Source organism: Sphingomonas sp. SRI_018 (genome assembly GCF_057586275.1).
On the sequence record NZ_JBYCZO010000001.1, the window covers coordinates 435,238 to 450,832 of the forward strand.

The 15,595-nt window shown below is 69.0% G+C and carries 8 protein-coding genes; 3 read left to right on the forward strand and 5 right to left on the reverse strand.

Annotated elements, in window-relative coordinates; translation table 11 throughout:
* Positions 1-71: 71 nt before the first annotated feature.
* From AC2YHA_RS02050 to AC2YHA_RS02065, 4 genes are read right to left on the reverse strand one after another with little or no spacing between them, the layout of a single operon-like run.
* Entirely contained in the window at positions 72-1,994 is a 1,923-nt protein-coding gene (locus tag AC2YHA_RS02050) for an alpha-L-fucosidase (RefSeq protein WP_487400178.1), read from the reverse strand.
* Positions 1,991-4,549: a glycoside hydrolase family 3 C-terminal domain-containing protein gene (locus tag AC2YHA_RS02055; protein ID WP_487400179.1), complete on the reverse strand. Its 2,559-nt coding sequence runs from the start codon at positions 4,547-4,549 to the stop codon at positions 1,991-1,993. The genes AC2YHA_RS02050 and AC2YHA_RS02055 overlap by 4 nt, the downstream gene beginning before the upstream one ends.
* On the reverse strand, positions 4,546-7,125 hold the full coding sequence (locus AC2YHA_RS02060) for a beta-mannosidase (RefSeq protein ID WP_487400180.1): 2,580 nt from the start codon (positions 7,123-7,125) through the stop codon (positions 4,546-4,548). The genes AC2YHA_RS02055 and AC2YHA_RS02060 overlap by 4 nt, the downstream gene beginning before the upstream one ends.
* Positions 7,122-9,446 (reverse strand): beta-N-acetylhexosaminidase, encoded by a 2,325-nt coding sequence (locus tag AC2YHA_RS02065; RefSeq protein ID WP_487400181.1) that lies wholly within the window; start codon positions 9,444-9,446, stop codon positions 7,122-7,124. The genes AC2YHA_RS02060 and AC2YHA_RS02065 overlap by 4 nt, the downstream gene beginning before the upstream one ends.
* A 248-nt stretch (positions 9,447-9,694) precedes the next feature.
* On the opposite strand from AC2YHA_RS02065, the gene AC2YHA_RS02070 reads away from it, so the two are divergent.
* Complete coding sequence (locus AC2YHA_RS02070) at positions 9,695-10,432, forward strand: GntR family transcriptional regulator (RefSeq protein ID WP_233783118.1); 738 nt, start codon at positions 9,695-9,697, stop codon at positions 10,430-10,432.
* A gap of 41 nt (positions 10,433-10,473) precedes the next feature.
* The gene (gene galA, locus AC2YHA_RS02075) at positions 10,474-13,362 is read left to right on the forward strand and encodes a beta-galactosidase GalA (RefSeq protein WP_487400182.1); all 2,889 of its coding nucleotides are present in this window, start codon (positions 10,474-10,476) and stop codon (positions 13,360-13,362) included.
* Between the two features lie 3 nt (positions 13,363-13,365).
* Here galA and AC2YHA_RS02080 read toward each other — a convergent pair whose 3' ends face one another.
* A complete protein-coding gene (locus AC2YHA_RS02080) occupies positions 13,366-14,109 on the reverse strand; it encodes a copper homeostasis protein CutC (RefSeq protein WP_487400183.1) in 744 nt (247 codons plus the stop codon).
* Positions 14,110-14,203: 94 nt separating this feature from the next.
* Between AC2YHA_RS02080 and AC2YHA_RS02085 the strand changes: the two genes are divergently transcribed.
* Positions 14,204-15,472 carry a metal-dependent hydrolase family protein gene (locus AC2YHA_RS02085; protein ID WP_487400184.1) on the forward strand — a complete coding sequence of 423 codons (1,269 nt, stop codon included), beginning with the start codon at positions 14,204-14,206 and terminating at the stop codon, positions 15,470-15,472.
* Positions 15,473-15,595 lie beyond the last annotated feature (123 nt).

Sequence of the window (15,595 nt, forward strand, 5' to 3'; positions counted from 1 at the left end):
ACCCCGGAACAAGTCCGGGGTGACGGTGGGGATGGGCCAGTAGGGCCCGGAGCTTCAAATGTCGCTCGGTCCTAGCGCGTTGCGGTGAACCCGCCGATTCCGGCGATGGCCAATCTCCGTGCCGTGACGGCAGTCTCGGCGAAGGTCAGGCGGAGGTAGCGTGCCTGCCGGGGCGTGGCGAAGGCGATCCGCTGCGTGGAGAGCGCGTAGGCGATGTTGGAGAATTCCGCGCTCGCCGCTGGCTTCCAATTGGTCCCATCGTCGCTCGTTTCGGCCACATAACCTTTAGGTGGTGCCGCGTCGGTCATTACCTGGCGCGAGGGAGTCAGGCTGAAGCCGGCGAGCTCGACCGGCTTGCCGAGATCGATCGTCACGCGCGCCGGTCCATCGTGCGTGGGGGCAGGTTGCAGCCAGATCGTCGCGGCGTCGTTGTCGAGCAGGCGCTCCGCGTCGGGTGCGCTCGCCTCGACGATCCGCCATCCGCTCGTGTCGAGCACGCTGGGATCGGAGGAGATGATCGGTGGGACCGGGACGGGCGCGACCGAGCGGAACAGCGCGAATTCGCTGATCGCCGGGCACGCGGGCGCCTCGACGATGCGCAGGCGGGCGCGGCGCGGTGCGATCGGGGCGGGCAGGCGGATAATCCGCTGGGCGGAGATGCATTCATGCTCGGCGAGTGTGCGCCATGCGCCGCCGATCTCGGCATCGATCGCGAAGCGGGTCACGCGCACGCCGAGCGGCAGATATTCGCGCAGGCGAATGACGTCGAAGCTCGTGCCCGGCTTCAGGTCGAGTATCAGCTCCGAAACGGTCACGCCGTCGGGCGTCGACCAATAGGTTTCGCGATCGCCGTCGAGCACATGGGCGGGCTCGAAGTCCGGGCCGCGGCTGTGGCTGGCATGGGCGACGGCGCCCTTGGCGAGATCGCGCGCGAAGGTGGCGCGGATCGCGTCGCCGAAGGATTTGAGGATCCTGACGTCCTGATCGGGGATCCGGCCGCGGCGGTCGGGCGGGATATTGAGGTTGAGGTTGGTGCCGCGGCCGACCGATTCGTCATAGAGGCGGATCAGCCGCTCGGGGCTCTTCACCTTGGAATCCTCGTCGGCATGATAGAACCAGCCGGGGCGGATCGAGACGTCGGTCTCGGCGGGCCACCAGATCGCGCCGCCGCGCACGCCGGCGTTGCCGTTCTTCTGGTCGTAGGGTTCGTTGGGCATGGTCGGCCAGCACGGGTCGCCGGCGACGCCGTCCTCGTTGCCGACCCAGCGGATGTCGGCGCCGAGCGGATCGAAGGTGCAGGCATCGGGCTGCAGCCGGTGGACCAGCGCGACGATCGATGGCCAGTCGTAATAGCGCGGCGCATCGATCTTCCGCGCCTCGCGCGCGCCGCCGTAATAGCCGTCGCCACCGTTGGCGCCGTCGAACCACACCTCGAACAGCTCGCCGTAGCGCGTGCAGAGCTCGGTCAACTGGGCGCGGTAATAGTCGACATAGGCGGGTCGGCCGTAGTCCGCGTGGTTGCGGTCCCAGGGGGAGAGATAGAGGCCGAAGGGCAGGCCGGCGCGGCGGCAGGCATCGGCCATCTCGCGGACGATGTCGCCCTTGCCGCCCTTGTAGGGGCTGTTGCGGATGCAGTGCTCGGTGAGCGTCGTCGGCCACAGGCAGAAGCCGTCGTGATGCTTGGCGGTGAGGATCAGTCCGCGCAGGCCGCCGGCCTTGGCGGCGGCGACGATCTGGTCGGCGTCGAAGTCGGTCGGGTTGAACAGCTTGGGGCTCTCGTCGCCATAACCCCATTCCTTGTCGGTGAAGGTGTTGATCGAGAAATGCACGAAGGCATATTGCTCACGCCCGTGCCAGCGCCACTGGCGTGGGCTCGGCACCGCGCCGTAAGGCTTGGGCGGAGCCGTGCGCGAGGCGGCCAGCGCCGGCGCGGTGGCCAGCGTGCCGGCGGCGAGGCCGGTGGCGAGCAGCGAACGGCGCGAGATTTCGGTCATTTGGGCAGCGTCTCCGGCTCGCCGGTGAGGGTGAATTCGGTCCATTGACCCGCACCGTCCTGTGGCTGGCCGCCGCCGAGCCACAGGCGGTAGCGGCCGGGCAGCACACGGCGCGTACCGTCGCGCTCGACCGTGCTCAGGTTGCGCGGGTCGATCGTGAAGCGGACCGTCGCGGTCTTGCCCGGCGTCAGCGCGACGCGGCGGAAGCCGGCGAGCTGGCGTTGGAGCACGGGGGCCGTGAAGCCGCCCCCCTTAGCGGACGGTGGGACCAGATAGACCTGAACGACCTCCTCGCCCGCACGGCCGCCGCTGTTGCGGAGGCGGACGCTTGCCTCCACCGGGGCCGTCGTGCTGCCGGCCTTCGCCGCGGCGGCATCATAGGCGAAGCTGGTGTAGCTGAGGCCATGGCCGAAGCCCCAGAGCGGCGTGCCGGTGAAATAGCGGTAGGTCCGCTCCTTCATGCCGTAATCGATGAAGGCGGGGAGGTCGGAGGTGCTCTCGTAGAAGGTCACGGGCAGGCGGCCCGAGGGGTTGTTGAGCCCCGCCAGCGTCTCGGCGATCGCGGTGCCGCCGGATTCGCCCGGATACCAGGCGGCGAGGATCGCATCGGCCATCGCCGGATCGACCGCGACTGCGCTGCCGCTGGTCAGGACGAGGACGACCGGCCTGCCGGTGCCGCGCAGCGCCGCCAGCAGCCGTTGCTGGGCCTGGGGGAGTGCGATGTCGGTGCGGTCCCCGCCGACGAAACCGGGTACGCTCACCTGGAGCGCCTCGCCCTCGAGGTCGGGGGAGAGGCCGAGCACCGCCACCACCACGTCCGCGTCCAGCGCCGCCGCGACCGCCTGCGCCAGCATCGGCTCGGCGGGCGGGAGCCACATCAGCCGCAGCCCTTCGTCCTCGCCGTGATGGTCGAGCTCCAGGCGGAAGGCATGGCGGCTGCCGTCGCTGTCGAAGGGGACCTCCACCCGCGCCTTGCCGAGCGCACCCGTGTGGAGCGGCTTGCCGTCGATCCACAGTCGGACGGCGTCATGGGTGGTGCAATCCTTCCAGCAGGCCGGAATGTCGATCGCGAGCGTGTAGCGGCCCGGCCCTGGAGGCACGAGCTCGCCCGACCAGCGCACCGAGAAACCCTTGGGATCGAGCTGGGGCAGGGGAGCGGCGCGCGTGTAGTTGAAGTCGATCCGCCGGTCCTGCCGCGTCGCGACCGGCGTGCCGGTGACGGTCGGGCCAGCGAAATATTCGGCCTTGAGACCCGGCTTGCCGTCGGCGGCGAAGGCGGTTTCGGGCACCACCACCGGGGCGCCGTCGGCGAGGACGGAACCCTGGGCGTAGCTGACGTTCGCAGCACCGAACTGGCGGCGGATGCCCTCCAGCGGCGTGACCGGATCGATCGCGGTGCCATGGTAGTTGGCCTCGAGCACGCCGAGGTCGTCGGCGTCGGCGCCGATCACCGCGATGCGGCTGCCGGGCTTGAGCGGCAGGCGCCCGGCGTCGTTCTTAAGGAGCACGATCGACTTGCGCGCGGCGTCGAGCGCCAGGGCGCGATGCTCGGGCGTGCCGATCTCGCTCGGCTTGATCCGGCTCCACGGACTGTCGCCGCCGAAGGCGATGCCGAGCGCGCGTCGAGCGTCGAGCGCGCGGGTGAGGGCGGTGTCGATCTCGGCCTCGCTCACCAGCCCCTTGGCGACTGCCTGGGGGAGTGCGGCATAGGCATTGCCGCAATTGAGGTCGTTCCCGCCCTTGATCGCCGCCGCCGCCGCTCCCGCGGCGTCGAGGCGGTAATGGTGGAACAGGTGGATGTTGGCGACCGCGTCGCAATCCGAGACGGTGAAGCCGGTGAACCCCCAGTCCTTGCGCAGCCGGTCGTTGAGCAGGGGTGAGGAGGCGCACGCCGGGGTGCCGTGGATCGAGTTGTAGGCGCACATCAGCGAGCGCGCCTTGCCCTCGGTGATCGCGAGGCGGAAGGCGGGGAAATAGGTCGCTTCCAGATCCTGCGGGCTGGGGTCGACGTCGAAGCCGTCGCGGCCTGCCTCGGGACCGCTGTGGACGGCGAAATGCTTGGGCGTGGCGACGACCTTGGGGTGCGCCGGGTCGGGTCCCTGCAATCCCTGGATGAAAGCGACGCCGAGGTGCCCCGTGAGGTACGGGTCCTCGCCATAGGTTTCCTGCCCACGGCCCCAGCGCGGATCGCGGAAGATGTTGATGTTGGGCGACCAGATCGTCAGCCCTTCATAGATGCGGCGGTCGGCACTGGCGGGGCGCGCGTTGAACTTGGCGCGCGCCTCGGTCGCGACGACATCGCCGACCTTGTGCAGCAGGTCGGTATCCCAGGTCGCGGCGAGCGCGATCGCCTGGGGGAATACCGTCGCGTGGCCATTGCGCGCGAGGCCGTGCAGCCCTTCGTTCCACCAGTCGTAGGCGGGGAGGCCGGCATCCTTGTCGGCGGGCGCGGTGCTCTGGAGCTGGGCGGCCTTTTCCTCGACGGTCATGGTCGCGATCGACCGGGCGACCGAATCATCGGCGGTGGCGGCGGCGAGAAGCAGGAGCGGGATCACGATCGGGGTCCAAGTGTGCGGAGGGTGAGGGCGCGCTTCAGCGCCGCGGCGGAGGCGTCGGAGCGGACGTCGATCGTCACGCTCTCGCCCGGCAGCAGGTCGAAGCCATCGTCGCTCGGCTGGGCGGCGAGCGCGCCGAAGTCGAGCATCACTGCGCGGGCGAGCGCCTTGGCAGTGATCGTCACGCGCTTGCCTTCCCAGCGGGCGGTGAGGTCTGGAGCAGGATAGGCCATGTCCTTGGGGACGGCGCGCTCGACGATGGTGCGGGAGACGCTGCGGCCGTCGACCTGCAACTCGGCGACCGCATAGCTCGCCTTCGGATCGGCGCCGGCGAACAACTCTGCATCGGTAAAGTTTGCCATGTCCTTCGCCGAGAGGGGGGCGAGCGTCACCTCGCCGCCTCGCTCGCCGAGCGGTTTGCCGGCCATGTCGAACGCGCGCACCTGCCAGCGCGCCTGGACCGGCGCGGTCGCGTCGGAGACGAGGGCGATCCGTGTGCTGCCGTCGCGATGCTCGGCGACGACCGCCTGCGGGGCGAAGAAGCGGCGGGCGGCATAATGGAGCAGCTTCCACCGGCCGTAATAGTCGATGCTCGCCCAGGAGATCGCCGGCCAGGTGTCGTTGATCTGCCAGTAGAGCGATCCCATCGTCACCGGCCGGCAGCCGCGATGATGGCGCGCCGCCATGTCGATCGCCTGCATCTGGTTGACCTGGGTCAGGTAGACGAGGTCGGCGAAATCGCGTGCCGGACGCAGCCGCTGGTCGAGATAGAGCTGGAGCCGGGCGCTGCCTTCGCCGGCCAGGAATTTCTGGTGCGCCTTGAGCACCGGGCTGTCGAGCGTGAGCGGTCCGTCGCCGGCGAACTCGCGGATCGTCGAGAGGTCCGGCATCGCCTGGAAGCCGTATTCGGACATGAAGCGCGGGCAGCTGTCGAGATAGCGCTCGACCGGCTTCGATCCCGACCACACGTCCCAGAAATGGCGGTCGCCGTCCTTGTCGGTGTCGGTCGGGCCTTCGTAATCGGTCGAAGGCGAGCCCGGCCAATAGGGCGTGCCCGGCGAGCGCGTCAGCACCGCATCGCGCAGCACGCGGTCGAACAGCACCGCCATGCCCACGCCGATCCGCTCCTGCTCGTCGGCGCCGACGCGGCGCTTGAAGGCCTTGCGGTCGGACCAGTTCTCCCAGCCGGACAGCACCTCGTTGTTGCCCGCCCACAGCACGATCGAGGGATGCGCCTGGAGCCGTTCGACCTGCTCCTCCGCCTCGATGCGGACATTGTCGCGGAACCTGGCGTCGGGCGGGGTGATCGATCCGCCGAACATGAAGTCCTGCCAGACCATCACGCCCAGCTCGTCGGCGATCGCGTAGAAATCGTCGTCGAGATAATAGCCGCCGCCCCAGACGCGCAGCATGTTCATGTTGGCGTCACGCGCGCTCTGGAGGATGTCACGCATCCGTGCCGTGGTCACGCGCGACGGGAAATTGTCGAACGGGATCAGGTTGGCGCCCTTGGCGAAGATCGGCACGCCGTTGATTTTGAAGCCGAAGCTGCCGTCCTTGCGGATGAGCTCGACGGTGCGCAGGCCGATGTGGTGCTCGACGCGGTCGTCACCGCCCAGTGCACCCGTGACCTTGTAGAGCGGCTGCGCGCCGTAGCCGACCGGCCACCAGCGTTGCGGCGCGGCGACGCTGAGGGGCACGCTGACCTCATTGTCGCCCGCGGCGACCTTCACCTCGCGCGTCACGCTCTGGGATGCGCCGTCGGGCGCGGTGATCCGCGTATCGAGCGTGACGGTCGCGCCCTGTCCGGCGACGATGCGATAGCGCGCCACCAGCCGCGCCTCGGAGTCGTTCAGCGCCTCCTGCTCGATCGTCAGCGCGTCGATCCGCGCCTCGTCCCAGGCTTCGAGCTTCACCGCGCGCCACACGCCGACGTTCACCAGGCGCGGGCCCCAGTCCCAGCTATAGTGGTACTTGGGCTTGCGGATATAGGGCGAGGTCTGCTTGCCCTTGGGCTCGTCGCCGAATGCGGAATCATATTCGCCGGGCAGCGGATTTGCTTCGGCCAGCACCATCGGCTGGAGCGTCCTGATCGGCGAGGCGATCGTCACGATCAGCTCGTTGCGGCCCGGCTTCAGCGCCGCCTTGGCATCGACGCGCCAGCGGCGGTGGGCGTTGTCGGCCTTGAGCAGCACTTGGCCATTGACCGACACCGTTGCGAAAGTGTCGAGCCCGTCGAATACGAGCTCGACATGATCGCGCGCCAGCATCGCCGGCGTCACCGCGATCGTGCGGCGGAACTGCCAGTTGGTGAGGCCGGCCCATTGGATCGGCGCCTCGTTGATCCCCTTGAACGGATCGGGGACGCGCCTGGCCGCGATCAGGTCCTGCTGGACGCTGCCCGGCACCTTGGCCGGAAACCAGGCGGTTTCGCGGGGATGGGCCTTGGCGGCTTCGGCGTCGGCGGGATCGATCCGGGCTTCCCAGACGCCGTCGAGCGGGATCGTCTCCTTGGGGGCAGCCCAGGCGGGCAGTGCGGCGAACAGCAACGGCAGAAGCGCGAGCCGTGGCTTCACTTGGCGGTCTCCGTCAGCGTCATGCGCTCCACGGCGTAATAGGGATCCAGCAGCGACGAGGTGAACTGGAGGCACAGATCCTCGTCCCCCGCCATCGCCGGCAGCGTGCCGCTGAAGCTGAACCGGGTCGGCGACCGCTCGGGATCGGGCAGCGGAAAGGTGGCGAGCACGACCGGCTTGACGCTCTTGTCCTTGGCCGCGGCGAAGCAGCGCGCCTGGATCACCAGCTCGCCATGGGGCGTGACGTTGTAATGCGCGCGGAGCGCCGAGGCCTCATGCGCGAGGCCGTAGTGGCGGGCCAGGCGTGCGACCTCGACGGTGAAGCCCTTGGCGACGTCGAGCGGTGCGGCCGGGTAGGCGCTGCAGGTGTCGAACAGGTTGATGTTGAAGGCCGGTGCATTGTCCGTCGCTTCGGAGGTCAGCGGCACCCGGAGGCCGAGGCTGCCGCGCGGGCAGGCGATGAGGTCGGAGCTGGTACGGGTCAGCAGCGCGGCACGGCTGGTGTCGAAGCTGCGCGGCGTGGCGGTGGCATTGCCGACGGCATCGAAGGCAGCGGCGCGGATCGTCGCCCCGGGCTTCAGCGTCAGTGGGGCGGAGTAAGCGCGCGACTTGGCGGTCGGCGCCTTGCCGTCGAGCGTGTAGCGGATCGTGCCGTAGGGTGCCTGGGTCGAGAGGGCGACGGTGACCTTGTTCGCCCGCAGCGCATCGCCTCGGCTGCCCTGGACCTCGAAGCCGACCGCGAAGGCGCTGTCCGCCACCTCGACGCCCGAGCGGCGCCAGCGCTGCACCTGCGGGTCGAGCCGGGCGACGAAGCCCGCGAAGTCGCGCTTGTCCTTGTCCGACCAGGTGATCTCGGCGAGCGCCGCGGCGCGCGGGAACAGCATGTGCTGGACCTGATAGGGCGTCACCAGATACTCGCTCCAGGCATTGGCCTGGGCGCCGAGCACATGCTTCGCCTTCTCCGCGTCGATGCCGGCCGGCATCGGCTCGTATTTGTAGACGTCCTCGAGCGTCTGGATCGCGATCCGGCCCGGCGGCTCGTCGGCGCGGCGGCTCTGCAGGCTGTCGAGGTAGAGCGTCGGCGCGGGGCTCAGCACCACGTCGTGGTTTTGGTTGGCGGCCTCGACCGCGCCCTTCTCGCCGCGCCACGACATCACCGACGCGGAGGGGGGCAGCCCGCCCTCCAGGATCTCGTCCCAGCCGATCAGCCGGCGGCCCTTGCTCGCGAGATATTTGCCGAACTCGTCGATCAGCCAGCTCTGGAGCTGGTTCTCGTCCTTCAGGCCGAGCGCCTTGATCTGCGCCTGCACCTCCGGCGAGCGCTCCCACTGGTCCTTGACCGCCTCGTCGCCGCCCAGATGGATATAGGTGCCGGGGAACACCGTCATCAGCTCGTCGAGCACGTCCTTGACGAACTGGACACCCTTGGGGCCGGGGTTGATGAGATAGGGATTGACGCCCCAGTCGTGCGAGACCTCGGGCCGGTCGCCGAACACGCCGAGCTCGGGATAGGCGGCGACCAGCGCCTGGGCATGGCCTGGCAGGTCGATCTCGGGCACGATGGTGATGCCGCGCTCGGCGGCATAGGCGACCAGCGCCTTCAGCTGCTCCTGGGTGTAGAAGCCGCCGACCTTCTCGGTCGGTGCCGGGCCGCCGGTGGAGGGGCCGGTGCGCCAGGCGCCGATCTCGGTCAGCTTGGGATAGCGCTTCACCTCGAAACGCCAGCCCTGATCGTCGGTCAAGTGGATGTGCAGCGTGTTGAGCTTCACCGACACCATCTGGTCGACGACGGAGTAGAGGAACTCGATCGGCTGGAAATGCCGTGCCGGGTCGATCATCAGCCCGCGCCAGCCGAAGCGCGGCTTGTCGGTGATGGTGAGAGCGGGAACCTTGACCGGCTTGCCGAACGCGCGGTCGGGGCTGAGCAGCTGGGCGAGGGTCATCGCGCCGTAGAGCAGGCCGCGGTCGCCCGAGGCGGCGATGCGGATGCCCTCGGGGTCGACCTCGAGCCGGTAGGCCTCGTCGCCCTGCACGCCCGGGTCGCGCGTGAAGCTGATCGGGCCGGTGCCGGCCTTGTCGACGAGCGTGATGCCTCGCTCGACCTTGACATGGGCCGCGAGGATGCGCGCCGCCGCCGCGGCTCCGGTGTCGTCCGCGGGAACGGCGATGATCGCGCCGTCCGCGACGGTGAAGCTGCCCTCGCCCGGCTGCACCGAACTGGGCAGCGGCGTGAGCGGGAGCGCCGCGGGAGATTGCGCATATGCCGGCACTGCGAGCGTCAGACCCGTCCAGCAAAGCCACCTGGCGCTCGTCCGCATCATTCGTTGCTCCCTGTTGCGCCGGCTCGGCGATGCGCGGCGGATGTAACCAATGTATATCCTATCCGGCAATAGCGGCGGCGCAACGATTCGGCGGGGCGCGGAAATCCTTTGAAATATCTTGACTGCATCGGGGCGAGTGGTCGAAAGATCGTACCAATCTAGACCTGAACCCAGACCGGTTGCTCCGCATGGCGCCGTGGGATACCAGCCGGCCGTGTTGGGGCGAAGGGTCTCGGCAGGGGGAACGAATGGCATTTTCGGATCAGATCGGACGCTTCCGGGACGACAATCCCTCGCCGCTGTATCTCCAGCTCCAGCAGCTCATCCGAGACGCGATCGGCGGCGCGGTGCTGAAGCAGGGCGACGCCATCCCGCCCGAGCGCGATCTGGCGCTCGAATATGACGTGTCGCGCATCACCGTGCGCAAGGCGATCGGCGGACTGGTGGAGGAGGGTTTGCTGACCCGCCGCCGCGGCGCGGGCACCTTCGTCGCCGAGCGCGTCGAGAAGAGCTTCTCCAAGCTGTCGTCCTTCACCGAGGATATGGCGGCGCGCGGCCGCAAGGCGAGCAGCAGCTGGATCTCGCGCGCGCCCGGGCAGGTGAATCCCGAGGAAGCGATGGCGCTGGGCCTGTCGCCAGGCGCGGGGGTGCTGCGCTTCGCCCGCATCCGCTATGCCGACGACGAGCCGATGGCGCTCGAGTTCTCGACCATCCCGGGATACTGCTTGTCCTCGGTCGACGTGGTCGGGGACTCACTCTACGCCGCGCTCGAACAGGCCGGCAACCGGCCCGTCCGGGCGCTCCAGCGGCTGCGCGCGGTGCCGTTCGGGGGTGAGCACGCCAAGATGCTGGGTGTCGATCCGGGCCACGCCGGGCTGCTGATCGAGCGTCGCGCCTTCCTGCGTGACGGCCGGGCCGCCGAGGTCACGCGCTCCTATTATCGCGGCGACGCCTATGATTTCGTGGCGGAGCTGAGCGACGTCTGACGCGGCGCCCTCATCGTTCTTGTTCGAGTAGGAGTACCCCGATGGATCGCCGCCAGCTCCTTCTCGGCAGCGCGGGAATGGGGGCGATGCTTTCGGTCCGGCCGGTGCTGGCTGCGCCGCCGCGCGGGACGGACGACGGCTTCCCCATGCCGCCGCCGGCCCGGTCCCTGCCGCCTCGTCTGCCGGAGAGCGATCCTTCGCGCACGCTGCTCGAACTCGGCTGGCGTTTCCACGAAGGCGACATCCCGATGCCCGAGCCGGTCGGGCACAACGCCACCTATCTCAGCGTCAAGGCGGGTAACGCGCTGGGCGCTGCCGCGGTCGTCTATGACGACAGCGATTGGCAGGAGGTCCGGTTGCCGCACGATTGGGCCGCGTCCCAGCCCTTTGTCGAGACCGCCAATGTGTCGCAGGGTTATCGCCCGCGCGGCATCGGCTGGTATCGGCGGACGCTCCGGCTCGATCCGGCCGATCGCGGCAGGACGATCGAGCTGCATTTCGGCGGGATCGCGACAAACGCGACGATCTGGGTCAACGGCAGCGTCGTCGCGCACAACTGGTCGGGCTACAACAGCGTCTATATCGACCTGACCCCGTTCGCGCGCTTCGGTGACGAGACGAACGTCATCGTCGTGCGCGTGGATGCCGATGCCAAGGAAGGCTGGTGGTACGAAGGCGCCGGCCTCTACCGCCATGTCTGGCTGGTCCGGCGGGCGCCGGTGGCGATCGTGTCGGACGGGGTGCATTGCGATCCGCGCCGCAACACAGACGGCTGGCATGTGCCGGTCACCGTCACGCTCGGCAACATCGAGCGAGAGCCGGCTTCGGTCGAGGTCGAGGCGGAGCTGATCGATCCGGACGGCCGGTCGATCGCAGTGCAGCGGGCCCCGGCGATCGTGCCCGTACTCGACCGTGCCGAGGCGGTGCTGCGGCTCGACGCCGGCGCGCCGCGACCCTGGTCGGTCGAGGAGCCGACGCTCTACACGGTCCGTACGCGCGTGTTGCGCGAGGGCAGGGCGGTCGACGAGCGCAACATCGCGATCGGTTTCCGCACGATCCGCTTCGATGCCGACAAGGGCCTGTTCGTCAACGATCGTCCGGTGAAGCTGAAGGGCGTCTGCCTCCACCAGGATCATGCCGGTGTCGGCGTAGCGGTGCCGGATGCGCTGCTCGCGTGGCGGCTCGAGCGGCTGAAGGCGATGGGCTGCAACGCGATCCGCATGTCGCACAACGCACCCAACGCCGAGCTGCTCGACTGGTGCGACCGGATGGGCTTCCTCGTCATGGACGAGAACCGCAATTTCAATCCGGCGCCCGACTATCTCGCCCAGCTCGAGTGGCTGGTGCGGCGCGACCGCAACCATCCGAGCGTGATCCTGTGGTCGGTGTTCAACGAGGAGCCGATGCAGGGCACCGAGGCGGGCGTGGAGATGGTCCGCCGCATGGCCGCCGCTGTCCGCCGGCTCGACGACAGCCGGCCGATCACGGCGGCGATGAACGGGTCCTTCTACAACCCGGCCAATGTCTCGACCGTCGTCGATGTGATGGGGTTCAACTATTATCAGAACGACTATGACAAGTTCCATCGGCTGAACCCGACCAAGCCGATCACCAGCTCGGAGGATACCAGCGCCTTCGAGACGCGCGGCGCCTTCTCCAGCGATCCGGCGCGGCATGTGATCACCTCCTACGACGACGAGGCGGCATCCTGGGGCGATACGCATCGGGGAAGCTGGAGGAAGATCGCCGAGCGGCCGTTCGTCGCGGGCGGGTTCGTGTGGACCGGGTTCGATTATCACGGCGAGCCGACGCCTCACGAATGGCCGACGATCTCCAGCTTCTTCGGCATCCTCGACCTGTGCGGCTTTCCCAAGACGGCCTTCGGCATCCACAGCGCGCATTGGATCGACGATTGGCCGGCGCTGTTCCTGGCGCCGCACTGGACCTGGCCGGGCCGCGAAGGGCAGGCGATCCGCGTCTTCGCAATCACCAATGCCGACACGATCGCGCTCAGCCTCAACGGCCGCGAGCTCGGCGTGCAGCGGGCCGACCGGATCATGGGTAACGAATGGCGGGTCCCCTATGAAGCCGGACGGATCGAAGCGGTGGCGATGCGGGGCGGCAAGGTGGTCGCGCGCGCTGCTCACGAGACCGCAGGACCTCCTGTCGCGCTGCGCCTCACGCCCGCTCGAACGGTGATGGCGGGCGACGATGAGGATGTGCAGCCGATCACGATCGACGCGGTCGATGCCAGGGGCCGGCATGTGCCGACGGCGAACCTGATGACGCGCTTCGTCGTCGAGGGCGGGACGATCATCGGCGTCGGCAACGGCGACCCCAACAGCCACGAACCCGAGCAGGGCGGCAGCCGGTCGCTGTTCAACGGCCTCGCGCAGCTCATCGTCAGAGCGGGCAGGGGGCGGGGCAGGATTCGGATCACCGCCACCGCCGAAGGATTGAAGTCCGCGACGCTGATGCTCGACCGAGCCAACATCGCGCCGCGGCCGCAGGTACCGGTGATGCCGCCGGTCATGTCGATCGGCGAATGGCGCCGCTCGCCGCTGCTGCCGGCCCGGCCGGAGCCGACGCTTGCGCCCTCGGACGATGACAACAACAGCTGGGCCTTCGTCCGCAGCGGCACGCCGACCCCCGCGGAAGCCCAGGCGGGCTGGCGCGTCTATCGCAGCCGGTTCACGCCCTGGAAGCGCATGGCGGCCGCGGGTGGGGTGATCCGGTTCGAGCGCATCGGCGGCCGCGCCGAACTGTGGGTCGACGGGCAGAAGCTCGCCGACAAGGCCGATACCGCGCCGGCACCATTGGAGGCCAACCTGCCGCCAGGCGCGAAGCCGCGCGTCGTGGTGCTGGTGATCGAGGCGTCGGCAGGAGCGGAGTCAGGTATCCTCGGATCGGTGGACGTGCTCCCGCGCTGAAGCTCAGGGAGCTGCCGCCCGGTCGAGCAGGCTGCGCAGTGCCTCGACCTTGCCCCGGTCGGTACGCAGGCGTGGCCCTGCCTGGAAGCCGAACCGCTGCTCCGTTTCGCCGGCCTTGCCGGTCGGGCTGCGGCAGGAGGCATGGACCTCCGTGACGCCGGTATCGAGGATCGCGGGAAGGGTCGCCGCGTCGACGCCGCTTCCGGCGAGGATGATGATCCGCTTGCCCGCCTGACGGACCAGCGACTCCAGCATGGGCAATGCATCGGCGGCGCGAGGTGCGCCGCCGGACGTGAGGATACGATCGAAGCCCAGTTCGATCGCGGTCTCCAGCGCCGACAGCGGGTCGGGGGTCAGATCGAAGGCGCGGTGCAGCGTGAGCGAGAGCGGCCGGGTGCGCCTGGCGGCGGCAGCGCGGGCATGGGCCACCCATTGCGCGAGCAGCGGTGTGTCCAAGCCACCACCGGACGCACTGGCGCCGATCACCACGCCGGCCAGCCCCGCTTCTGCCGCTGCGTCGATGTCGGCGGCGACCAGTGCCGCCTCATCGGCCCGGTAGCGGAAGTCCCCCTCGCGCGGGCGGGCGAGCAGATGGACCGGGATCGGCGCCCCGGCCGCATGGCGGATCAGCGACGCGGGGGGCGTGAGCCCGCCCAGCGACAGCGCGGCGCAGAGCTCGATCCGGTCGGCCCCGCCGTCGACCGCTGCCGCGATACCGGCCGCTTCGTCTACACAGATTTCCAGCATGATCTGCCTCATGGCCCGAAAGGCTTGCCAATTCCAGACGGGCCCTTCGCGGCCGACACGATCCGGTCTAGCAGCGGAGGGAAGGGAGTCGGTGATGTTCGGACGCGCGCTCGCCGTGATGGCTGCACTGTTGATGATGCCGGCGGCGAATGCGCAGGACGTCTCGCATCCGATCATCCTCGTGCCCGATCGGGTGTTCGACGGTGTCGATCCCAAACCGCATGAGGGCTGGAAGGTGCTGGTCGAAGGCGAGAAGATCGTAGCGGCCGGTCCCGACGTGACGGCGCCGATCGGAAGCGAGACAATCGCCTTGCCCGGTACGACTTTGATGCCGGGGCTGATCGATCTCCACGTCCACCTGTTCCTGCACCCCTATAACGAGACGAGCTGGAACGATCAGGTGGTGACGGAGCCCCTGGCGCTCCGCACCGCGCGCGCGGTGGCGGCGGCGCGGGCGACGCTGGCGGCGGGCTTCACCACCGTGCGCGACCTCGGCACCGAGGGAGCGCTCGATGCCGATGCGGGGCTCAAGGCGGCGATCGCGCAGGGGATCGTGCCGGGGCCGCGGCTGCTGATCGCCAATCGCGCGCTGGTCGCGACCGGCGCTTATGGTCCCAAGGGATATGCCTTCGAGGTGCCGCAGGGCGCCGAGGAAGTGAGCGGCGTCGAGGGCGTCGTCGCGGGCGTGCGGCGCCAGATCGCGCGCGGCGCAGATTGGGTGAAATTCTACGCCGACTATCGCTGGGGGCCCGGCGAGCCGAGCCGCGCGACCTTCAGCCAGGAGGAGCTCGCCGCAGGTATCGCCGCCGCGCACGATGCGGGCCGGAAAGTCGCGGTCCACGCCAGCACCGCAGAGGGGATGCGGCGCGCGATCCTGGCCGGTGCCGATACGATCGAGCATGGCAACGACGGTACCGCCGAGGTATTCGCGCTGATGAAGGCGAGGAATGTCGCCTATTGCCCGACGCTGGCGGCTTCCGATGCGATCGCGCGCTACGCCGGCTGGAATGGCGCTGGACCCGAGCCGGCAGCGATTGCGGGCAAGCGGACGAGCTTCGCCGTCGCGCGCAAGGCGGGCGTCCGAATGTGCGCCGGCGGCGACACCGGCGTCTTCGCGCACGGCCGCAACGCGCGCGAGATCGAGCTGATGGCGGAATGGGGCCTCGGCCCCGCGCAGGCGCTGATCGTCGCGACCTCGGGCAATGCGGAGATCCTCGGCTGGCAGGATCGGATAGGCGCGGTTCGGCCGGGCCTCGCCGCCGATCTGATCGCGGTCAACGGCGACCCGACCAAGGACATCGCCGCGATCGAGCATGTCGCGCTTGTGCTCAAGGCAGGAAAGCGTTCTGATTCATTGCGTTAGTCCATGAGTGTCATCGAATAGTCATCGATAAGTCGCTGAAACGACTTCATAATGGCATCCAACTGTCATCTCAGAGTCTCCGAAACGTCGCTGAACTGGCATCTCGCCGTCACACAGCGCCCC